Genomic DNA, 20,316 nt, shown 5'->3' with positions numbered 1-20,316 from the left:
CGGTGGCGGCGGGTGCGGCGGGCGCGGCGGGAGGAAAAATAGTTTCGCGGGAACGCGGCCCCGCCCCGGAAACCGGGATAACCTCTCCACATGGAAACCAATGGGGAGACCGCGAAGCAGCAGCCGCTCATCGTCGTCGGCGCCGGCCTGGCCGGGCTCGTCGCCGCGTACGAGGCGCAGCGCACCGGCCGGAAGGTCATCATCGTCGACCAGGAGAACGAGGCCAACATCGGCGGCCAGGCGTTCTGGTCGCTCGGCGGAATTTTCCTCATCGACTCACCGGAGCAGCGGCGCCTGAAGGTGAAGGATTCACGCGAGCTCGCCCGGTCCGACTGGTTCGGGTCGGCGGAGTTCGACCGCCCGGAGGATTTCTGGCCGGGGAAGTGGGCGGAGGCGTACCTCGATTTCGCGGCGGGGGAGAAGCGGGAGTACCTGCGCGATCTCGGCGTGAAGTTCGTGCCGGTCGTGGGCTGGGCCGAGCGCGGCGACGGGTCGGCGGACGGCCACGGCAATTCCGTGCCGCGGTTCCACCTGACGTGGGGCACCGGCCCGGAGATCGTCCGCGTTTTCGCCGAGCCGCTGAAGGCGGCCGCGAACGAGGGCCGCGTCGAGTTCCACCACAGGCACCGGGTCGACGAGATCATCATGGAGGATGGCCGTGCCGTGGGCGTCCGCGGGCGCATCCTCGTCCCGTGCGATGGCCTGCCGCGCGGCGTCGCGTCGCCGCGGGAGGAGGTCGGGGAGACCTTCGAGATCCGCGGCGGCGCCGTGCTCATCGCCACCGGCGGCGTCGGCGGCAACCTGGAGGCCGTGCGCCGCTGCTGGCCCGAGGAGCGCCTGGGTGCGATGCCGGATGACATGGTGGTCGGCGTGCCGGCGCACGTCGACGGCCGCGGCATCGACATCGCGGGCGCGGCGGGCGCGCATCTGATCAACCGCGACCGCATGTGGCACTACGCCGAGGGCATGGCCAACTGGGATCCGATTTGGCCGGGTCACGGCATCCGCATCATTCCGGGGCCGTCGTCGCTGTGGTTCGACGCCGAGGGCAATCGACTGCCGGCGCCGCTGATTCCCGGCGCGGACACGGTGAAGACCATGAAGCACATCCTCTCCACCGGCCACGGCTATTCGTGGTTCGTGCTCAATGGCGCGATCGTGGCCAAGGAGTTCCTTTTCTCGGGCTCGGAGCAGAACCCGGATCTGACGGACAAGCAGATCAAGAAGCTCATGGGCAAGGTGACCGCGGGCATCCCCGATCCGGTGCGCAAGTTCATGGACAACGGCGAGGACTGGGTCGTCGCCGAGACTCTCGAGGAGCTCGTCGCCGGCATGAACCGCGTTGCGGGTGTCCCGGAGGAGCTGATCGCGGACGGTTCCGGCTCGGGTCAAGGTATTTCGCTTGACGACGGCCCGGTCCCCGATGCGTCCACCGACGACGTCGACATCGCCGTGGGCGAGCAAGATGCGGGCGGCGGCGACGCGGAGGATGGCGGCGCGGGCGATGACGTTCCAGGCGGCGACGGCGACGCGGATATCGCTGCCGCCAACGATGAAGTCGCGTCGGACGAGCCTGCCGGTGACGCGGACAACGGCGGCGCCGAGAATGTTGCCGACGACGAAGCGGGGTCGGACGCTTCCGCCAATGATGAAGCGGGGTCGGACGAGGTCACCAACGATGATGCGGGGTCGGACGCTTCCGCCAACGATGAAGTCGCGTCGGACGAGGCTGCCGGTGACGCGGACAATGGCGACGATCACGTCCATGACCCCGCGGCGGCCGACGATCACCAGCACGATTCCGCCGACCAGAATCACGTGTCGGAAAGCCCGGTGCCGGTTCTCGACGTCGAGCACCTGCGCCGCCAGATCGAGGCCCGCGATCGCCAGACGGTGAACGCTTTCTCGAAGGACTACCAGGTCAACTACGTGCACGTCGCGCGGAAGTTCCTCGGCGACAAGCTCATTCGGACGGTACCCCAGAAGCCCATTCTCGATCCCACCGAGGGGCCGCTCATCGCGGTGCGTCTGCGGATGCTCACTCGCAAGACGCTCGGCGGCATCGAAACCGACCTCGATGGCCGGGTCATGCGTCACGACGGCACTCCCATCGAAGGGTTGTTCGCCGCCGGCGAGGCCTCCGGGTTCGGCGGCGGTGGCATGCACGGGAACAATGCGCTGGAGGGGACGTTCCTCGGTGGCTGCATTTTCAGTGGAATGCGCGCTGGCCGGGGCATGGCGGGCGTCGCCGAACCGCTCGATTAAGTGCGCAGTCCTTGAGTCGCTGGTCTGCTCGCGCGGTCCATGCAGTGCCACATGAGCCCCACCATTAACACCCACCCGAGCGGTCTAATGTCCGTTCGTGCGATCGCAGTGTGCGGCTCGGCCGGGGTGCGACGCCGATCCTCGCGTCGCCCCATGCGCCCCACTGTCAACACTCAGTTGTGATCCGGGCTGGCATATTCAACACCGGAGATTTCGTGCTCGATTTTCCCGTGCGAAACCGCCGAAGTTGAAGGAATCGGGCCCGAATTCTTCAACTTCAGCGGGTTCGGCGCGAGTTCGAGCTAGGCGAAACCGCTGGAGTTGAATCGGTGGGGCGGAACCCATCATTCTTCGTGTTTCCCGGCGTTGTGACCTGCACAGATGGAGAAGCGCCCTGGGTGGCTCTCAGGGGGTTTCATGGACCGGGGGTGGCGGCGTCGAAAAGCAAATGGCGCTACGAGGCGTGTGGCGAATTCACTGCAATGGCACCCGTGGTGATGGCGCACCGGGCGTCTCTCCTCGAGTGACGCACCAGGCGATCGCGCACCGGGCGCCTCTCCTCGGGGGATTGTCCTTCGGTGGAGTGCGGGGCTGGCCGGGGTATGGCGGGCGTCGCCGACCCACTGAACTGAGTGGCCGGCCCTTGAGTCGTTGGTCTGCTCGCACGGTCCATGCAGTGCCACATGAGCCCCACCATTAACACCCGCCGGAGCGGTCTACTCCCGTCCGTGCAACCCCAGTGCGTGGCCCGGACGGAGTGCGTCGCGCAGTCCATGCGGTGCCACATGTGTCCCATCATCAACGTTCGGTGGTGTCCTGGACTGGTGGATTCAACACCGGAGTTTTCGTGCTCGGTTTTCTCGTGCGAATCCGCCGAAGTTGAAGGAATCTGGCCCGAATCCTTCAACTGCAGCCCGTTCGTCGCGTGATCGGGGCAGGCGAAAACGCCGTGGTCGAATCGGTGGGGCGGAACCCATCATTCTCCGTGTTTCCCGGCGTCGTGACCTGCACAGATGGAGAAGCGCCCTGAGTGGCTCCCAGGGCGCTTCGCGGACCGGGGGTGGCGGCGTCGGAAAGCAAATGGCGCTACGGGGCGTGCGGCGCGTTAGCGGCGGTGGTGGAAAGAGAGCGGTGGTGGAAAGAGAGCGGTGTCGGTACGAGAGCTGTGCCAGTAAGAGAGCGGTGTCGGTAAGAGGGCGGTGGCGACAAAGAAGCGCGCTACGGAGTGGCAGGCGAATTCGTGTCGGCGTTGCGCAACGGCGACCCGCTCACCTGGAACTGATGCCCGGACATGATCCCCGACAGCAGGGGCATCGCCTCCGCGATCGCCGCCCGCACGGACTCCAGCCGAAGAGACGCCTGATGCGCCTCCGCCGACTCCCACAGCTCCGACACGACCACGGTGCCGGGATCGTCTTGGGAGGGACCGACCTCGTAAAGGAGGCATCCGGTGTCGGCCAGCTCCGGATTGGGCCTGGTCAGGATCGCGATGAGTTCGTCGCGCTTGCCCGGCTTCGCGCCCAGCAACCCGACATTGGCGAATGTCATGAGCGTCTCCGTTTTTCCGTGCGCGCGAAGGGCGCGCCGGCGACTAATCCAGGCCGAGCGAGAACGCGGCCTCGAGGTCGTGGCGCGAGTAGGCGCGGAACGCCAGTTGGGTTTCGGTGCGGATGACGCCGTCGACCTTCGAAATGCCGCCGGGGATGATCTCGGCGAGCTTCTCGTGGTCGGCGACGCGCACCATCGCGATGAGGTCCCAATCGCCGGTGATGGAGTACACCTCGGTGACGCCGTCGATGTTGACGATGGCCTCCGCTGCCTCGGGGATCCGGTCGGCCTCGACGTCGATGTGGACGATGGCGGTGGTCAGCGGCATGGGTGCTCCTCGGTGATCGGTGTCGGGTGGGTGATCGGGTGCGGTGCGGCCGGCCGGGGCCGAGACTCCCGGCCCGGTACGCCGCCGATGATACGCGGGTGGTTATGCTGACCGGCGTGAAGAAGGTTGTGGGGGACTCCGGCGGCGCCGCGCGGGCCCGGGATGGTCGGCCCGCCCCCGGTTACGCGGCGGGGTTGCGCGACGGAATCCCCATCGCGCTGGGGTATTTCACGGTTTCCATCGCCTTCGGTCTGGCGGCCGCGGCGGTCGGTTTCCCGACGCTGGGCCTGGCGCTGATGTCGGCGACGAATCTGTCGTCGTCCGGGCAGTTCGCGGGCGTGGCCGTCGTCGCGGGCGGCACGGTGGTGGAGTTGGCGCTGACGACGCTGCTGGTCAACTTGCGTTATCTGCTCATGAGCATGTCGCTGTCGCAGCGCCTCGCCCCCGGCACGTCGACTTTGGGCCGCCTGGTGGTGGCCTACGGCGTGACGGACGAGATTTTCGCGGTCGAGCTGGGCCACCGCATCGTCCGCGCGCGCTACGCGGCGGGCCTGATGACGCTGCCGATCCTCGGCTGGACCTCCGGCACCGTCGTCGGGGCGGTCGCCGGCGAGGTGCTGCCGGAGTCGCTGGCCGGCCCGATGGGCGTGCTGCTGTACGCGATGTTCACGGCGACGGTCGTCCCGGCGCTGAAGCGTTCGCGGCCGATCGCGATCGTGGCGGGCATCGCCGCGGCGGTCAGCGCGGCGCTGTACTACGTTCCGGCGACGGCGGATCTGCAGGCGGGGTGGCGCATCATCGTGGCCACGTTGGTGGCTTCGGCCGTTGGGGCGTGGTTGTTCCCGCAGGGCACGGGGCTTTCCGACGGCCCGTCGCCCGCGTCGAGGGGCGGGGGAGCCGATGGCGCCCGGACCGAGTTGGAGGTGCGGCGATGATCGCCCCGTGGCTGGCGGTGGCGGTGATGTTCGCGGTCACCTACGCGTTGCGCGCCGTGCCGTTGCTGCTGGTGCGCGGCGAGCTGCACAACCGGCGGTTGCGCACGTTCCTGGAGTTCACGCCGTATGCGGTGCTCACGGCGATGACGTTGCCGGCGGTCGTCCACGCCACGGCGCATTGGTGGTCGGGGGTCGCCGGCATCGTCGCGGCGGTGGCGCTGGCGTGGCGGGGGATGTCGCTGATGCCGGTGGCGGTCGGTGCTGCGGCGACGGTGTGGCTCGTGGAGATGGCCGCGGCTCTGGTGTGATGCGGCCCTGGTGTGACGCGGCCCGTGTCATGCGGTTCCGGGGTCATGCGCCCCCGGCGTGTCCCGGCCCGTGTGACGCGGCCTGCATTTTCCCGCGTTCGCGGGTACAACGGTGACATGGCCAACACCGCGTTCAAGGGAACCCCCGTCCACCTGTCCGGCAATCTGCCCGCCGATGGCGAGAAGGCGCCCGCCTTCACCGTCGTGGGCACCGACCTCGCGGACGTCAACTCCGCCGATCTGGTCGGCAAGCGCGTCGTGCTCAACATCTTCCCGTCGGTCGACACCGGCGTGTGCGCCGCCTCCGTGCGCCGCTTCAACGAGCTCGCCGCCGACCTCGGCGACACCGTCGTGGTCAACGTCTCGCGCGACCTGCCGTTCGCGCTGGGCCGTTTCTGCGGTGCCGAGGGCATCGAGAACGTCTCCGCCGCGTCCGATTTCCGCCACGGCTTCGGCGAGTCCTACGGCCTGGTCCAGCAGGATGGCCCGCTGGCCGGCTTGCTCGCCCGCGCGGTCGTGGTGCTCGACTCCGACGGCACGGTCGTTTACACGCAGCTCGTCGAGGAGATCACCGAGGAGCCGGATTACGACGCCGCCCTCGCCGCCCTCAAGTAGGCGCTCGCCCGCTCGACCGTCACCCCGCCGACCACATCGTCACTGGTCGGCGGGTTTTTCGTGCCCGCCGCTCGGCGGCGGGGTGGGCCGTCGCAAAGCAATCGCGCTGAAACGCTGCCGCGAAACGGGACAGGCGATGCTGAGGCCGCCCTTAAAGCGGTTAAGGTCTATGGCGAAAGACACATTGTGAGCGAGCGCCTCCCGTGATCCGGGGGCGCGAGACGAAAGGAGGTGCGGATGTCCCCGAACATGGTTGGATTCGCGCTGTTGCTGCTGGCGCTGATGCTGTTCGTCGGCAAGGTCATGCGGATCCAGATGAAGGTGACGCAGAAGCTGTTCCTGCCCGCCTCGATCATGGGCGGTTTCGTCGCCCTGTTGCTGGGCCCCGAAGTCCTCGGGTTGCTGGGCGGAACCATCGGCGGCGGCGTCGGCGAGTTCCTGGAATCCGGCGGCCTCTTCGGCGAAGAAGTGCTGAAGGTGTGGAAGACGCTGCCGGGTCTGCTGATCTCGGTGGTCTTCGCGACCCTGTTCCTGGGCCAGAAGCTGCCCGGGCCGAAGTCCGTGTACAACCTCGCCGGGCCCCAGCTGGCCGTCGGCGTGGCGTTCGCCTCCGGCCAGTACGTGGTCGGCCTGCTGCTCGCCGTCGCCGTTCTGGCGCCGCTGTTCGGCATGACGCCGATGGCCGGCGCGCTCATCGAGATCGGCTTCGAGGGCGGCCACGGCACCGCCGCCGGCATGATCCCCGTCTTCGAGGAGCTGGGCTGGGCGCAGGGCGGCGACCTGGCCGTCGCCATCGCCACGGTCGGCCTCGTCGGCGGCATCGTCATCGGCGTCGGCGTGATCAACTGGGCCATCCGCACCGGCCGCACGGAGGTCGTCACCGAGGTCAAGAACCGTTCCATCGCCGAGCAGCGCGGCCTGTTCCGCCGGGACGAGCAGTACACCGCCGGCACGCTGACGTCGCGCCCGTCGTCGATCGAGCCGCTGTCGCTGCACGTCGCGTTCGTGGCGGTGGCCATCCTCATCGGCGTGGTCCTGCTTAAGGGCCTCCAGTGGATCGAGCAGATGCTGTGGGCCGACACCGTGGAGCTGCTGGCCTACGTGCCGCTGTTCCCGCTGGCCATGATCGGCGGCATCTTCCTGCAGCTGGGCCTGAACAAGATCGGCTACGGCCATCTGATCGACTCCGGCATCATGCTGCGCATCCAGGGCCTGGCGCTGGACCTGCTCATCGTCGCCGCGCTGGCCACCATTTCGCTGCAGGCCATCGCCGACAACATGGTGGCGTTCGTGCTGCTGTGCCTGGTGGGCATCGTGCTCAACGTGTTCCTGCTGCTGTGGATGGTGCCGCGCACCATCCCGTCGTTCTGGCTCGAGCGCGGCATCGGCGACTTCGGCCAGTCGATGGGCGTCACCGCGACCGGCCTGATCCTCATGCGCATCGTCGACCCGGAGGGCGAGACCCCGGCGTTCGAGGCCTTCGGCTACAAGCAGCTGGTGTTCGAGCCGTTCTTCGGCGGCGGCCTGATCACCGCGATAGCGGTGCCGCTGATCTTCCAGGTCGGGCCGTACCCGCTGCTGATAGGCATGACGGTGCTCTTCGTCGCGTCGCTGCTGTGGGGCCTGCTGTTCTGGGGCAAGAAGACCGATGATCCGCACGCGCGGAAGCTGGTGAAACAGAAGGAAGCGGCCGGCGGCGGGGAAGCCGAACCGGTGTAGGCGGTTTTCCCGCGGTTGCCCGGGACATTCCCGGGTTCGCTTTACGACGGGCCGGCCCGCACATCATCCGATGTGCGGGCCGGTTTTCGCGTTCCCGGTGCAGGGACGGGGAGCGCGGCGCCTACGTCGACGTGGCCTCGCGGACCTCGCCGACCAGTTCCTCGAGGACGTCCTCGAAGGCGATGATGCCCGCGTAGCGCCGGTCCAGGTCGGCGATGGTCGTCGCCCCGGATTCGCCGGGTTCGGCGGGGCCGACGACGTCCGCCTGCTCGACCAGCGCGAAGTGCGTCTGGTCGCGCTGCATGGCGCGCATGACGGTCTGCAGCTTCTCGTCGGAGCGCACCCGCGAGGGATCGCGGATGAGCATGCCCGGGATGGCGTCGTCGCGAATCTCGGCGGGCAGGCGGATGGCATCCTTGACGTGGACGTAGCCGACGCATGCGCCGTCCTCCATCACGGGGTACCGGGAGAATCCGGTGTCGGCGCACAGCTCCTCCAGCTCCGCCGGCGTGACCTCCCGCGTGACTGTGACCAGGGTCTCCGGCGGGAGCATCACGTCGGCCGCGGTGAGCCGCTCGAACGTGAGGGCTCCCTGCAGGAGGGAGATTTCATCGTCGTCAAGCAGTCCCTGCCGGCCCGATTCCGCGACGAAGTCCTGGACCTGCGCGGACGTGAATGCGGAGTCGACCTCGTCCTTCGGCGTGGCCTTGAACAGCGTGCGCACCAGGAAGTTGGCGCTGGCGTTCATCAGCGAGATGAACGGCCGCATGACCACCACGAAGATGCGCAACGGCACCGCGATCATCGCCGCGGTGGTCGGGGGCTTGGCGATGGCTATGTTCTTGGGCACCATCTCGCCGAGCACCATGTGCAGGAAGGTCACGATCAGCAGCGCGATGACCAGCGCCACCGGGTGCGCCAGGCCCTCGGGCAGGCCCCAGGAGCGGAAGGGCCCCTCGAACAGCGAGGCGATGGCGGGTTCGCCGACCGCGCCGATGATCAGCGAACATGCGGTGATGCCCAGCTGCGTGGCGGCGAGCTGCACCGACACGTCCTCGATGCCGCGCAGCGCGTGCTTCGCGCCGGGGCGGCCGGCCAGGGCCATCGGCTCGACCTGATCGCGGCGGGCGGAGACCATGGCGAACTCCGCGGCGACGAAGAACGCGTTGAGGGCCAGCATGGCCACGAGCACGATGATTGCCGTTGCGGTGGTCATGTGGCGTCCTCCTCCCGGGTCACGGTGACGCGGACCCGGCCGATGCGGCGGCGGGCCATCTTCTGCACGCGGAGCTCCACCTGCGCGGTGGTGGGCAGGTCGTCTTCGTCGCGGTGGGCGTGGTCCAGCGCGTCGAGGCGGACGACGTCGCCGACGTGCGGCATGCGGTCGAGCTTTTCGGTGATCAGCCCGCCGATGGTGTCGGATTCGTCGCCCTCGGGCATGTCCAGGTCCACCAGGTCGCCGAGTTCGTCGGGGCGGATGAGGCCGGAGACGAGCAGGGTGGAGTCGTCGATGCGGTGGTGGTCGCGGGTTTCCTCGTCCTGCTCGTCGTCGATTTCGCCGACGATCTCCTCCACCAGGTCCTCGAGCGTGACGATGCCCGCCGTGCCGCCGTATTCGTCGACGACGACCGCGAGCTGGGTCGGGGTTTCGCGCAGCTCGCGCATGAGCGGGTCGAGGGTCATCGAATCGGAGACCACGTGCACCGGTTCGGCGACGGACGCGGCCGGAGTGGTCGCGCGCTGGTCGAAGGGCACGGTGAGCAGCCGGTTGTAGTGGATGACGCCGGTGATGTCGTCGACGTTGTCGGCGAAGACGGGGAAGCGGGCGTGGCCCGTTTCGGCGACGGCGTCGAGGGCTTCGGCGACGGTTTCGTCCTCGATGAAGCGCACGCGCGGGCGGGGCGTCATGACGTCCGCCGCGGTGCGGTCGCCGAACTCGATGGAGCGGGCGACCAGCTCGGCGGTGGAGCTGACGAGGGTGCCTTCGTCGCCGGACCGGGACACGACGGCGAGCAGCTCTTCGGCGGTGCGGGCCGACGCGAGCTCCTCTTCGGGGGTCAGCCCGAGCCAGCGCAGGACGCGGTTGGCCGCGCCGTTGAGCATCCGCGCCAGCCAGCCGAGCAGGAACATGAAGACGTTCTGGGGGCGCACCACCAGGTCGGCCACGCGCATCGGCTGGGCGATGGCCCAGTTCTTGGGCACCAGCTCGCCGAACACCATCTGCGTGAACGTGACCAGGATGAACGCGCCCGTCGTGGAAATCGCCGCGACCACGCCACGGTCGAGGCCGGTGAGCCCCAATCCCTCGCGGAAGAGCACGCCGACGGACGGCGCGGTGAGGAAGCCGGCGATGAGGCTGGTCAGGGTGATGCCGAGCTGCGCGCCGGACAGGTTCGTGGAGGTTTTGGTCAGCGCCTTGTCGATGAGCGCGGCCGTCGCGTCGCCGTCGTCGATGCGTCGCCTGACGTCGTTGCGGTTGACGGTCAGGTAGGAGAACTCGACGGCGACGAACAGCGCGTTGCCCAGGACGAGCAGCAGGAGAACCACCAGCAGGATGGCCGCGGACCAGATCATCGGCGCTCACCCCCTGCGGCGCCGGCGGGTGATTCCGCCGCTCGGGCGGAATCGGGACTTCGGGAGGGTTCGGCTGCGGCGGAGTCGTCGGTGGACTCCGCGGGAACCCGCGTCGTTGTGGATCGCTCTGGGGGCATGGCGCGATTTTATAGGTTTCTCCGGCCCCCGCGCACCCGCGGGGGAGAGGTTTCGCCCTGGGCGATCAGGGCATTTGCGTGACGACGGCCCGTGTTTAACTGTGTTTACCGTGCGGGTATCCGGATCGTGCCCGACATGTACCGCACGGCATTGCCCGAGATTTTGATGCGTTCGTCGGCCGCTTCGAGGTGCAGCAGTCCGCCGCGCGCGGATGCCTGGTGCGCGGTGAGGCGGTCGCGGCCGAGTTCGGTGAACCAGAAGGGGCCGAGCACGCAGTGCGCGGCGCCGGTGACGGGGTCCTCGTCGATGCCGATGCCGGGCGCGAAGTAGCGGGAGACGATGTCGTGGCCGGCGTCATCGCCGTCGGTGACGCCGGTGGTGTCGGCGGTGACGATGATCCCGTGTCGCGCGATGCGCGCGACGGCGGGGAAGTCGGGGGAGAGCGGCCGGATCAGCTCGGGGGAGTCGACGACCACCAGGAGCATCGTCCGCCCCGACAGGATGTCCGTGATCGATGCCGCGTCGATGCCCAGCGCGTCGGCGATGGTCGTGCGCAGGCGGCCCGCCATGACGACGGGGTCGGCGGTCATCGGGCTGACCTTTCCGCCGGCGCTCATCTCGATGTCGGTCTTGGCTTCGGCGGACAATGCGGGGGAGTCGGCGTCGAGGGGAGAGGGCGGATCGGCGGGGAAGTCCAGAGTGAACAAGTCGGGGGCCGCGGCGCGTCCGGTGGCTCCGTCGCCGCATTCGCCCCGCGTGCGCGTCACGCTGAGCCACCCGGACATTGTCCAGAAGTCCAGGCGGTCGGGCGAGGCGGAGGGACCGTCGTCAAGCGAATCGTCTCCGTCGCAGGCGCCGAAGCCTCCGCAGCCGGCGTCCAGCGCGGCGAAGAGATGCGCGGCGGCGGCGAGGGTGGCGTGGCCGCAGAGTTCGATCTCGACGGTCGGGGTGAACCAGCGCAAGTGGTGGGCCGGGGAGTTCGACGGCGCGGCGGGGGCGTCGTCAGGGATGCGGCCGACGAGAAAAGCGGTCTCCGAAAGGTTGTTCTCCGCGGCGATGGCCTGCAGCGTTTCGTCGGACGGCCATTCCGACAGGTGGACGACCGCCGCCGGATTGCCGCCGAAGACGGTGTCGGTGAACGCGTCGATTTGCGCGATCTCGAGGTCCAGGTGCGTGGATGCGTGGCCGGTGGGTTCCCTCATGTCACGAGGCTAGCAGGGGGAACTCTTCGGCGTCCGCGCGCGACTACTGAACATGACCCTTACAGAATCATCACGAGTTGACCCGGTCGAGTCCGGTGCGCAATCGGACGGTGCGGGCTCGCCGGCAGCTGGCATCCGCAAGTTGCTCCTTCGGATGCACTTTTTCGCCGGCATCATCTGCGCCCCGCTGATCCTTTTCGCGGCGGCCACCGGATTGGCATACGCCTTCGCGCCCACTTTGGAGACCATCGTCTACGACGAAGCGTTGACCGCCACGGGCGAAGGGGAGGCCAAACCCGTGAGTGAGCTGGTCGACATCGCGCAACGGCGGCACCCGGACTTGGACCTCGCCGGCATTCGGCTCGACGATGATCCACGCGCAACGGTGCGCGTGCTCTTCAACGACCCGACATTGCCCAAGTCGACCTCGCGCGCGGTGTTCGTCGACCCGCGTTCCGGGGAGATCACCGGCGACATGACGCAATACGGCAGTTCCGCGGCGTTGCCCTTGCGCCAGTGGATTTCCGAAGGGCACCGGATGGCGTGGCTGGGGCAGCCCGGCCGCCTCTACTCGGAGATCGCGGCATCGTGGCTCGGAGTGCTCGCCGTCGGAGGAGTCATCCTGTGGTGGCAACGCAATCGGGTACGCCGCACGACGGGCGGTGCCATTGCCGCAATGCTCCGGGTGAAGGGCGCGCGGAACCGGGTGCGGAGCCTGCGGTGGCATGGAGCGACCGGAACGGTGATCGCGGTCGGCCTGGTATTCCTCACCTTTTCGGGTCTCACCTGGTCTTCGGTGGCGGGCGACAACATCAGCGAACTGCGCACCGCCCTCAACTGGGGTACGCCGAAGGTTTCCACGGACCTCGGCGCGTCCGGCGCGGCGTCGGGCTCCGCCGGGTCGGGGCATGGGGACCACGGCGCCGGGGAAAGCGCAGCCGGATCCGGCCGGGTTCGCGGTGCCGAGATCGATCGGGTGGCGGCGGCCGTCGATGGGGAACTGGCGCGCCCCGTCACGCTGACGCCGCCGAAGGAGGCCGGCCAGGCTTGGTCCGCCACCGAGAATCGTGCCGCGTACCGCCTGAAGAACGATTCGGTTGCCGTCGACGGTGCCACGGGCGAAATCGTCCACCGTTTACTTTTCGACGATTGGCCGTTCGCAGCGAAGGCCACCGCATGGATCATTCAGCTGCACATGGGCACGTTGTTCGGCATCGCCAACCAGATCGTGTTGGGTGGACTGGCGGCTGCGATCATCGCGATGATCGTTCTGGGTTACCGCATGTGGTGGCAACGCCGTCCGGCGCGAGGGGATGGGTTCAGGTTGGCTTCGCCGCCGGCCCGACCCGTTCGAGTGGCCCGGGACTGGCGACTGGGCGTTCTCGTCGTCGCCGTGGCCGCATACGCGGTGCTCGCGCCGGTGTTCGGAGTCACGTGCCTCGCATTCGTCGTCGGCAGCATGGTGTGGGATCGACTGCGAAGGCGTTGAAATGCGCGTCGCCCGGGCCGCCTCAGCTCATGTCGGCAACGCCGATGTTGGCCGCATGGAAGCGGCGGCGGGTGCGGTCGATGACGACGGTCCGGGGGTCGAGCTTCAGGAAGCATCGTGCCGACGGCGAACCCGGGGCGCTCGGGCGCTGCGCCACGCGAGGCGCGGATCCATGTGAGGGGCGGAGCCATGTGAGGGGAAACCGAAATGCGAGGGGAGAACCGCCTTGTCCGGAATGTCATAATGTATATTATCGGACACCGGGTGAGAGGGGGCCTGCCGGCGGTGCGTCATGACCTCGCCTGCGTCAGTGCGTACGGCGCTTCTTGGGTCCCCGGGCGCCGCCGGTGCCGTCCTCGAAGCCGCGGGTGGAATCATCCACGACGTTGGCCGCCGGCCCGTACGGCACGCCCGCGTTCTCCGCCGCGGTGCGTACGGCGATCTCCTCGCGCAGGCGCTTGGTCTGCCACACGGTCAGCGCCATGAGCGCCAGGCCGATGACGGCCAGGATCCACAGCTTCTGCCATGCGACGAAAAGGACGAACACGACCAGCATCGCCATGCGCACCCGGCGCGCCAGGATCATTTTCTCGTACATGGGTCTCTCTTTCGTGTTCGGATCGTGTCGGGCCGTTCCAGGCCGTGTTCGGACCGTTTCGGGACTATACCGGAGTGCCCCTTCAAAACGTCACTGTGACGTAATGATGAAGCCCCGGGCGCGCTTCGGGCGGCGCCCCGGGGTCTTTCAAGCCGATTCCTTGCTTGGCTCTCGGGCCGGCCGGTCCGTTTCTCGGTCAGTCGGCCGGGCCGGCACGGTCCTCGGGTCGGCCGCGGCAACTCGACGGCGACTCCGCGGCCACCCCGGGACTGTCCGAGCTACTTTGCCTCGGCCTTGCGCAGCACGATGCGCAGGTTCAGCTCGCCGTTCTCGTCGACGGACGCCGCCACGAAGTCCGGCGTGCGCACGTTGTAGTCCAGGCGGTTGAACTCGAGCGTGCCGGACATGAGCACGTGATCTCCGTGGCGCATGACCTGCAGCGGCACGACGACGTCGTTGGTCACCCCGCGGATGGTCAGCCGGCCCGGCACCTGGACGTCGGCGGGCGTGCCATCATCCGGCACGACCGTCAGGTCGGTGTCGCCGGACACCTCGAACTTCGCCTCCGGGTACGACTCCGTGCTGAAGATGGTGTCGCGGACGTTGTTGTCTCGCTTCATGTCGTCGGACCGCAGGGTCTCCATGTCCACGACCAGCGACCCGGACTTCAGGGTGTCGCCGACGATCTCGAACGTGCCGGTCACGTCGTGCGTGGAGCCGGACGTCGTCCGCTGGCTGCCCGGCAGCAGCTCGTTGAACGTGTATCCGACCGACGTGCTCGTGCCGGCGCCGGACCGGGCGACCTCCCAGGTGCCGTTGCGGTCCGTTGTGGCCGGCTGGACGTTGGCGGTGTCCACGCCGCCGGTGCGCACGCCCTCGGACGTGATCACGCGGTACAGAACGGGGCCGACGATGACGATCGCCAACGCGACCACCGCCACCGCGACCAGCGTCACGATCGACTTCTTCATGCCCGAATTCATACCCGTCATGGTATCCCCTCAGGCGCCCTTAAGTGGCATCGGGCCCCGCCGCGGAGCTGTTGTTTTCGCCGTTTACCTCTCCCCCTGTGGCGCACTTCACTTTACGACGGCCTGCGCGCCCGGGTTCAGCGGAAATGCTCCAGCTCCCGCGCCTTGACCACCAACTCGCGGCACATCGCCGCCACTTCTCCGGCGTCGGCGCCCTCGCCGACCGCGGTTTCGACGTCTTCCGCCGCGCACCGCAGCGCGAAGAGCCCGTCGCGCAACGTCGCCAAGCGTTCGTCCGACAACCCGGCCGCCCGCTCCCCCGCGCCCGCACCGCCGGCCCCCGCGGCGGCCGCGGCCTCGGCGCGCCGGTGCTCGTAGGCCCGCTGGCGGCACGTCTGGTCGCAGTACTTGCGGCGCCGGCCGCGGGGCGACAGGGCGATTTCCCTGCCGCACCATTCGCAATGGGCGGTGTCGTTGACGGTCACGACCGGATTATGGCACGCCCCGCACCCAGGGGTTATAATCGAGGGTCAGCGTTTCGGGAGCGTGGCGGCGGAGATTGCTCCGCCGCCCGCCCCCATCCCCGTCCCATCCCCGAACATTTTGGAAGAAGGGCCGCCACACCATGGCAGATCGAGTTCTTCGCGGCAGCCGCATGGGCGCCGTCTCCTACGAGACCGACCGCGACCACGACCTCGCGCCCCGCCGCATGGTCCGTTACCAGACCGAAGACGGCATTTTCGAGGTCCCCTTCGCCGATGACGCCGAGATCCCCGGCGAGTGGCTGTGCAAGAACGGCCAGATCGGCAAGCTGGTCGAGGGCGAGGGCACCGAGGCGAAGCCCGTGAAGCCGCCGCGCACCCACTGGGACATGCTCCGCGAGCGCCGTTCCCTCGAGGAGCTCGACGTCCTGCTCGACGAGCGCGTCGACCTGCTGCGCAAGCGCCGCCGCAACGCCGCCCGGCTGCTCAAGCAGCAGCAGGAGGCGGAGGCCGCCGAGGCCGAGAACAAGTAGGTTTCCTCCCCCGGCGCACGAACGCCTCACGACGATCCGACCCGGAAGGCCACATGGTCCTTCCGGGTCGGATCGTTCTTTTCGGCCGTTCGCCGAATCCGCCGGCCCGCACGTGCCCTATCGTCGTGAGAATGCAGCTTGGTCGGTTCGGATGAGGGGGTGGGCGCGCATGAAGAAGCTGCCGGATCGGCGCGATAAGGTCCTTGCGCCATTCCGCGAGCTCGAGGCCAAGCAACGGCGTGACCGCCGGTCCTTCGCCGGAAAGTGGGCCGGAACGGTCCTGGTCGTATCCGTCGCCGCCGGGCTGGCCACGTGGGTCGTGGCGGCGACTCCGCCCGCCGGCCCATTCTTCATGATCGCGTCCGGCACCTTTTTCGGGACGGTATTGGTCGGCCTGCTGTGGTTCCCATTTTTGACGCATCCCGCCGCCCGTGCGCGAATCCGCGTTTCCGGTGATGACGTGGACATCGAGGCGCGATTCCCCCAACCGCAGCTGCTGGGCGCAATCGGGCTGATGATGTCGTTGGCGGCGATGTTCGCATTCTTCGGACTGGCCGACGATGGCGGCGGATCATTTCCCGGGGGTTCGGCGGCGCCGTGGGCCCTGGCCGTGTTCATGTTTCTCTTCGCCTGCATCCTCGCGATGATGTCCGCCGGGCAATCATGCATCCGCATCTCCGGAAATCGGCTTCACGTCCGAATCGGAACGCTCAGCGCCGCCGACGTGGAACTGACGGAGGAATGCCGCACGAAATACGTCGTCACCCGAGGAAACACGGCCCTTCATGTTCTCCTGGACCCCCGTCAGGAAACCGTGTTCCTGGGCAGGACCCGCCCGCGGCGGAAAGTGATCATCCCCGACATCGTCTTCTCCGGCCTGGAGATCGGCCATGTCGCGCGGTTGATCGACCACCGCATCGAAAACGCGGAGGCGCCGCCCATCCAGGATGGTGCGGCGTCGTCGTAAAGCCGTTATCGGGATGGTGCGGACCATCAGGTATGGTGCGGCGCCGTAAAGCGGCGAATGCCCGTCAGAACCGCTTCTTGATCGAATGCTTGGCCAGGCGGGACACTTCCTCCGCGATGTCGCGCAGCTGGCCGGCGCGGTAGCCGATGCCCCACTTGGTCACGGCCGTCAGCGAATCGGTGACGAAGCTGCCCGACAGCTTCGACTCGCCGTACACGCGCTCGGTGAAGGTGATGGGCACCTCGCGGACGTCGAAACCGGCCTGCACGGCCTTCCAGCCGATCTCCGTCTGGAACAGGTACGCCTCCTTGCCGATCCCATCGAGGTCCAGCATCTCCAGCACCTCGCGGCGGAACGCGCGGTAGCCGGCGGTGATGTCCCGCACCCCGGCGCCCAGCAGCACGGAGATGTACAGGTTGCCGCCGCGCGACAGGATCTTGCGCGACGCCGGCCAGTTCACCGTCGAACCACCCGGCACGTAACGCGACCCGATGACCAGATCGGCTCCCGCATCGACGGCGTCGAGAAGCAGATGCAGCTGCTCGGGGGCGTGCGAACCGTCGGCGTCCATCTCGCACAGCACCCGGTAGTCGCGCTGCAGGCCCCACTCGAAGCCCGCGCGGTAGGCGCCCCACAGGCCGCCCTTGCTCTCGCGGTGCAGGACGTGGATCTGCTCCGGCGCCTCGGCGGCCAGCTCGTCGGCGACGTCGCCCGTGCCGTCCGGCGAGGAATCGTCGACGACGAGAACATGCACGTCCGGCTGCGCCGCGCGCAGGCGGCCGACGACGAGAGGCAGGTTCTCCCGCTCGTTGAACGTCGGGATGATGACGAGGGTGCTGTCACTCGGCTTGGACACTATCGCTCCTTACGGGAATCCTGCTGGTGTTCGTCCTCGCGGGCCGCGGCGACCGCGGCTGCGGCACGGCGCACGGCTGCGATCAGCGCGAACGCGGCGAGGGCGACGATGGCCCACTCCACCGCTCCACCATACCGGGCGGCGAAGGTGAGGTTGTCGCGCAGCGGCAGGTCCGCGGTGAGCACATGCTGCTCGAAGATCCCCGTCTCCTGCTCCACCGACCCGTCCGGGCCGACGATGGCGCTGACGCCGCTGGTCGCGGCGACGACGACGGCGCGGTCGAACTCGATGGCGCGCATGCGGCTCATGGCCAGCTGCTGGTACGTCATGTCGGTGAAGCCGAAGGTGGCGTTGTTCGTGGGCGTGGCCAGGATCGTCGCGCCGTTGTTCACCGCGTCGCGGAAGGCATCGTCGAACACGACCTCGTAGCAGGTGGCGATGCCCATCGCGATGGTGTCGACCACCGCGCGGGCGCCGTTGGCGGCACCGATTTCGCCCTGGCCCTCGCGCGTGCCGTTCCCGCCATCATCGCCGCCGCGCGCTTCCCCGCCGTTTTCGTCCGCGCCGCCTTCCCCGCCGCCTTCCGCACCGCGATCCAGGTCCACCCGGATCACCCCGTCGCCGCTGCCCGGCGTCATGTCGCCCGCGCGGTCGACCAGCGGCGTGATGCGCCGCAGCAGATCGCGGAACGGCATGGTCTCGCCGAAGGGCTGCAGGTAGATCTTCTCGTGGCGCTGCCCGTCGACGGGGCCGTCGACCGGGTCCCACAGGACCATGGTGTTCTGCACGCCGTCGTCGTAGGTGAACGTCCCCACGATGATCGGCGCCTTGATGTCCTTCGCCGCCGCGTCGATGATCCGCGCCGCCTCCGGATCCCGGAACGGGCTGACATCCGACGAGTTCTCCGGCCACACCACCAGGTCCGGCCGCGGTTCGGCGCCGTCGCGCACCCGGGCGGCGAGCGCGCGCGTGGCGTCGGCGTGGTTCTTCAGCACCGCCCGCCGTTGCGCGTTGAAGTCCATCCCCAGCCGCGGCACGTTGCCCTGCACCGCGGCGATGCGCACGGTGGCCGCGTTCTCCCCCGCCGCGGGCTGCGCCACGAGGCCGACCGCGAGCGGCAGCAGGATCAGCACCAGGCCGGTAGCCCATTGCTTGACGACGAACGACGCCAGACCCGCGGAAACCAACACCGCCAAGAAACCGACGAGGGCAACTCCTCCGAGGACGGCGGCGTCGTCAAGCGGGCTTCCGAGCTGGCCCCAGCCGATGCGCAACCACGGGAACCCGCCGAACGGCCAACGCGCCAGCAGCGCCTCACCCGCCAGGATCGCGGCCGCTGCGCCAACCGCGCGGACCGGCCACGGCACGGCCGCCGGGGTGCGGGGGCCGGTGCCGCGCCCGTCCGCCCCGAGGATGAACCGCGCCAGCAGCACACCGGGGATCTGCATCAAGCCGAGCGTGACGGACAACGCGACATACGGCATGGCGCCGACGAACTCGGAGATCCACGGCAGCGCGATCATCGACGTGGTGAACCCCCAGATCACCGCCATGCCGACGGTCGCGCCCCACGACGGGCGTCCGAGCAGCGCGACCAGCAGGCCCGCCACTCCCAGCCACGCCAACCACCACAGGCCCACCGGCTGAAACGACCACGCCACGAAGGCGCCGCCGACCGCCGCGGCCGCGAATCGGATCAGGACCGGGCCGCGTTTGCGCAGGTGGATCATCCGCGCGGCTCCGGGCCGCCGGCGTTCCCGTCCGTGTTCTGGTTCGGGTTTTCGTCCGGGCGCTTGTCGGAGCCGGGCTCGGCGTTGCCGGGGTTGTCGGGGTTCTCGCCCCGGCGCTTGTTGGAGTCGGGGTTCTCGCTCTTGCCCTTGTCGTTGCCCTTGTTCTGGGTTCCGCCCGCACGCTTGTCCGAGCCGGAATCGGGGCCTTCATCGATGACCATGGGGTCGCCGGTGCCGCCGCGCCTCTTCTCGTCGTCACGCGCCCAGTCGTCGAGCGCGGAGGCGTCGTCGGGAACGTCGAACGTGATGCGCTCGCCGGTGCCCCGGCCGAGGCGGCGAGGTGCGGAGGCGTCGTCCGCCGTGGAGCGCGGACCCGCCGGTCCCGAGGGGGCGGATGGGGAGGACGGGTCGTCGTGGTCGATGACCTCGGCGCCGTCGTCGCCGTACTTCACGCCGTACCGCTGGACCACGAACATGCTCTTCGACCCCGTGCGCTGGAACCACGCCGCCAGCGACGCGCCGCCGACCGTGCGGATCAGCCACCGCGTCGGCGGCAGGATCAACAGCAGGCCGAAGATCGTCGTGACGAACCCCGGGATCGCCAGCAGCACGCACCCGACCATGAGCATCGCCGAATCCACGACGAGAGTTCCCGCCGAGGCCAGTGCGCGGCGGGCGCGCTTCTCTCGGTCGGCGGGGTCGATGATGTCGTCACCGGCCGCGTCCGAATCGCCGGCCTGGCCGGTCGCGCCCATCGATCCTCCGTGGCCTGGTTCGCCCTGGTTGCCCATCGGGCTGCCGTGACCCATGGCGCCGGGGCCGCCCATCGCTTCCTGCGCGGCGATCGCGTCGTCCATTGCGCGCTGCGTCAGGCGGCGCATTTCCCACGCCGCGGTGACCACGCCGACGATGAAAAGGCCGCCAAGCGCGAGCAGCGCCCAGCCGACGCCGATCCACTTGGAGACCGCGATGAAGGCGACCAGTTCGATGATCAAATACAGCGGGAAGAGGACCCTTGACATGCGGCCAAGCCTACCCGCCCGCCGTCGTGCGGCCGG

Annotated in this window: 20 protein-coding genes; 8 read left to right on the top strand and 12 right to left on the bottom strand. The window is 68.7% G+C overall.

Features of this window, described 5'->3' with window-relative positions; translation table 11 throughout:
• The first annotated feature begins 90 nt into the window (after positions 1–90).
• Positions 91–2,265, top strand: coding sequence for an FAD-binding dehydrogenase (locus CHAN_RS07335; protein WP_290288056.1), 2,175 nt, complete (start codon positions 91–93; stop codon positions 2,263–2,265).
• 1,218 nt (positions 2,266–3,483) lie between these two features.
• On the opposite strand, the gene CHAN_RS07330 is transcribed toward CHAN_RS07335, so the two are convergent.
• Together CHAN_RS07330 and CHAN_RS07325 are read right to left on the bottom strand one after the other, a co-directional pair.
• A complete protein-coding gene (locus tag CHAN_RS07330; protein WP_290288054.1) occupies positions 3,484–3,813 on the bottom strand; it encodes a putative quinol monooxygenase in 330 nt (109 codons plus the stop codon).
• A gap of 43 nt (positions 3,814–3,856) precedes the next feature.
• Complete coding sequence (locus tag CHAN_RS07325) at positions 3,857–4,141, bottom strand: Lrp/AsnC family transcriptional regulator (RefSeq protein ID WP_048743527.1); 285 nt, start codon at positions 4,139–4,141, stop codon at positions 3,857–3,859.
• A 116-nt stretch (positions 4,142–4,257) separates the two neighbouring features.
• Here CHAN_RS07325 and CHAN_RS07320 point away from each other — a divergent pair, with 116 nt between their 5' ends.
• From CHAN_RS07320 to CHAN_RS07305, 4 genes are all read left to right on the top strand, one after another.
• Complete coding sequence (locus CHAN_RS07320; RefSeq protein WP_290288052.1) at positions 4,258–5,076, top strand: AzlC family ABC transporter permease; 819 nt, start codon at positions 4,258–4,260, stop codon at positions 5,074–5,076.
• Positions 5,073–5,384 carry an AzlD domain-containing protein gene (locus CHAN_RS07315; RefSeq protein WP_290288050.1) on the top strand — a complete coding sequence of 104 codons (312 nt, stop codon included), beginning with the start codon at positions 5,073–5,075 and terminating at the stop codon, positions 5,382–5,384. The genes CHAN_RS07320 and CHAN_RS07315 overlap by 4 nt, the downstream gene beginning before the upstream one ends.
• A 117-nt stretch (positions 5,385–5,501) precedes the next feature.
• The gene (gene tpx, locus CHAN_RS07310; protein ID WP_048743531.1) at positions 5,502–5,999 is read left to right on the top strand and encodes a thiol peroxidase; all 498 of its coding nucleotides are present in this window, start codon (positions 5,502–5,504) and stop codon (positions 5,997–5,999) included.
• A gap of 237 nt (positions 6,000–6,236) precedes the next feature.
• Positions 6,237–7,718 (top strand): sodium/glutamate symporter, encoded by a 1,482-nt coding sequence (locus CHAN_RS07305; RefSeq protein WP_048743533.1) that lies wholly within the window; start codon positions 6,237–6,239, stop codon positions 7,716–7,718.
• Positions 7,719–7,839: 121 nt separating this feature from the next.
• On the opposite strand, the gene CHAN_RS07300 is transcribed toward CHAN_RS07305, so the two are convergent.
• From CHAN_RS07300 to CHAN_RS07290, 3 genes are all read right to left on the bottom strand, one after another.
• A complete protein-coding gene (locus CHAN_RS07300; protein WP_290288046.1) occupies positions 7,840–8,934 on the bottom strand; it encodes a hemolysin family protein in 1,095 nt (364 codons plus the stop codon).
• The gene (locus CHAN_RS07295) at positions 8,931–10,292 is read right to left on the bottom strand and encodes a hemolysin family protein (protein WP_290288044.1); all 1,362 of its coding nucleotides are present in this window, start codon (positions 10,290–10,292) and stop codon (positions 8,931–8,933) included. The genes CHAN_RS07300 and CHAN_RS07295 overlap by 4 nt, the downstream gene beginning before the upstream one ends.
• Before the next feature lie 242 nt (positions 10,293–10,534).
• On the bottom strand, positions 10,535–11,632 hold the full coding sequence (locus tag CHAN_RS07290) for a PhzF family phenazine biosynthesis protein (protein ID WP_290288042.1): 1,098 nt from the start codon (positions 11,630–11,632) through the stop codon (positions 10,535–10,537).
• 52 nt (positions 11,633–11,684) lie between these two features.
• Here CHAN_RS07290 and CHAN_RS07285 point away from each other — a divergent pair, with 52 nt between their 5' ends.
• Positions 11,685–13,121, top strand: coding sequence for a PepSY-associated TM helix domain-containing protein (locus tag CHAN_RS07285; RefSeq protein ID WP_290288041.1), 1,437 nt, complete (start codon positions 11,685–11,687; stop codon positions 13,119–13,121).
• 22 nt (positions 13,122–13,143) lie between these two features.
• Here the strand turns inward: CHAN_RS07285 and CHAN_RS07280 are convergent, their stop codons facing one another.
• From CHAN_RS07280 to CHAN_RS07265, 4 genes are all read right to left on the bottom strand, one after another.
• The gene (locus tag CHAN_RS07280; protein ID WP_290288040.1) at positions 13,144–13,278 is read right to left on the bottom strand and encodes a hypothetical protein; all 135 of its coding nucleotides are present in this window, start codon (positions 13,276–13,278) and stop codon (positions 13,144–13,146) included.
• Between the two features lie 150 nt (positions 13,279–13,428).
• Positions 13,429–13,719, bottom strand: coding sequence for a hypothetical protein (locus tag CHAN_RS07275; RefSeq protein ID WP_290288039.1), 291 nt, complete (start codon positions 13,717–13,719; stop codon positions 13,429–13,431).
• A gap of 278 nt (positions 13,720–13,997) precedes the next feature.
• Positions 13,998–14,702: a YceI family protein gene (locus CHAN_RS07270; protein WP_290288037.1), complete on the bottom strand. Its 705-nt coding sequence runs from the start codon at positions 14,700–14,702 to the stop codon at positions 13,998–14,000.
• 125 nt (positions 14,703–14,827) lie between these two features.
• A complete protein-coding gene (locus CHAN_RS07265; protein ID WP_290288035.1) occupies positions 14,828–15,175 on the bottom strand; it encodes a hypothetical protein in 348 nt (115 codons plus the stop codon).
• 140 nt (positions 15,176–15,315) lie between these two features.
• On the opposite strand from CHAN_RS07265, the gene CHAN_RS07260 reads away from it, so the two are divergent.
• Together CHAN_RS07260 and CHAN_RS07255 are read left to right on the top strand one after the other, a co-directional pair.
• Complete coding sequence (locus CHAN_RS07260; protein WP_048743541.1) at positions 15,316–15,705, top strand: RNA polymerase-binding protein RbpA; 390 nt, start codon at positions 15,316–15,318, stop codon at positions 15,703–15,705.
• Between the two features lie 169 nt (positions 15,706–15,874).
• On the top strand, positions 15,875–16,672 hold the full coding sequence (locus tag CHAN_RS07255; protein WP_290288031.1) for a hypothetical protein: 798 nt from the start codon (positions 15,875–15,877) through the stop codon (positions 16,670–16,672).
• A 64-nt stretch (positions 16,673–16,736) separates the two neighbouring features.
• Here the strand turns inward: CHAN_RS07255 and CHAN_RS07250 are convergent, their stop codons facing one another.
• Genes CHAN_RS07250 through CHAN_RS07240 form a run of 3 tightly spaced genes read right to left on the bottom strand, consistent with a single transcriptional unit; the run spans position 16,737 to position 20,280 of the window.
• A complete protein-coding gene (locus tag CHAN_RS07250; protein WP_290288028.1) occupies positions 16,737–17,528 on the bottom strand; it encodes a polyprenol monophosphomannose synthase in 792 nt (263 codons plus the stop codon).
• Complete coding sequence (gene lnt, locus CHAN_RS07245; protein WP_290288025.1) at positions 17,528–19,258, bottom strand: apolipoprotein N-acyltransferase; 1,731 nt, start codon at positions 19,256–19,258, stop codon at positions 17,528–17,530. The genes CHAN_RS07250 and lnt overlap by 1 nt, the downstream gene beginning before the upstream one ends.
• Positions 19,255–20,280 carry an FxsA family protein gene (locus CHAN_RS07240; RefSeq protein ID WP_290288023.1) on the bottom strand — a complete coding sequence of 342 codons (1,026 nt, stop codon included), beginning with the start codon at positions 20,278–20,280 and terminating at the stop codon, positions 19,255–19,257. Before CHAN_RS07240 ends, lnt begins: the two co-directional genes overlap by 4 nt.
• Positions 20,281–20,316 lie beyond the last annotated feature (36 nt).

The organism is Corynebacterium hansenii, from assembly GCF_030408795.1.
GTDB lineage: Bacteria > Actinomycetota > Actinomycetes > Mycobacteriales > Mycobacteriaceae > Corynebacterium > Corynebacterium hansenii.
The sequence above is the reverse complement of the archived record's forward strand: the minus strand, read 5'-3'. Positions and strand labels throughout refer to the sequence as shown.

Coding starts and splice junctions, on each gene's coding strand:
- CHAN_RS07325 (WP_048743527.1), bottom strand. CDS start 4,141: ATGCCGCTGACCACCGCCATCGTCCACATCGACGTCGAGGCCGACCGG.
- CHAN_RS07275 (WP_290288039.1), bottom strand. CDS start 13,719: ATGTACGAGAAAATGATCCTGGCGCGCCGGGTGCGCATGGCGATGCTG.
- CHAN_RS07315 (WP_290288050.1), top strand. CDS start 5,073: ATGATCGCCCCGTGGCTGGCGGTGGCGGTGATGTTCGCGGTCACCTAC.
- CHAN_RS07290 (WP_290288042.1), bottom strand. CDS start 11,632: ATGAGGGAACCCACCGGCCACGCATCCACGCACCTGGACCTCGAGATC.
- CHAN_RS07330 (WP_290288054.1), bottom strand. CDS start 3,813: ATGACATTCGCCAATGTCGGGTTGCTGGGCGCGAAGCCGGGCAAGCGC.
- CHAN_RS07295 (WP_290288044.1), bottom strand. CDS start 10,292: ATGATCTGGTCCGCGGCCATCCTGCTGGTGGTTCTCCTGCTGCTCGTC.
- CHAN_RS07240 (WP_290288023.1), bottom strand. CDS start 20,280: ATGTCAAGGGTCCTCTTCCCGCTGTATTTGATCATCGAACTGGTCGCC.
- CHAN_RS07305 (WP_048743533.1), top strand. CDS start 6,237: ATGTCCCCGAACATGGTTGGATTCGCGCTGTTGCTGCTGGCGCTGATG.
- CHAN_RS07255 (WP_290288031.1), top strand. CDS start 15,875: ATGAAGAAGCTGCCGGATCGGCGCGATAAGGTCCTTGCGCCATTCCGC.
- CHAN_RS07260 (WP_048743541.1), top strand. CDS start 15,316: ATGGCAGATCGAGTTCTTCGCGGCAGCCGCATGGGCGCCGTCTCCTAC.
- tpx (WP_048743531.1), top strand. CDS start 5,502: ATGGCCAACACCGCGTTCAAGGGAACCCCCGTCCACCTGTCCGGCAAT.
- CHAN_RS07300 (WP_290288046.1), bottom strand. CDS start 8,934: ATGACCACCGCAACGGCAATCATCGTGCTCGTGGCCATGCTGGCCCTC.
- CHAN_RS07285 (WP_290288041.1), top strand. CDS start 11,685: ATGACCCTTACAGAATCATCACGAGTTGACCCGGTCGAGTCCGGTGCG.
- CHAN_RS07270 (WP_290288037.1), bottom strand. CDS start 14,702: ATGAATTCGGGCATGAAGAAGTCGATCGTGACGCTGGTCGCGGTGGCG.
- lnt (WP_290288025.1), bottom strand. CDS start 19,258: ATGATCCACCTGCGCAAACGCGGCCCGGTCCTGATCCGATTCGCGGCC.
- CHAN_RS07335 (WP_290288056.1), top strand. CDS start 91: ATGGAAACCAATGGGGAGACCGCGAAGCAGCAGCCGCTCATCGTCGTC.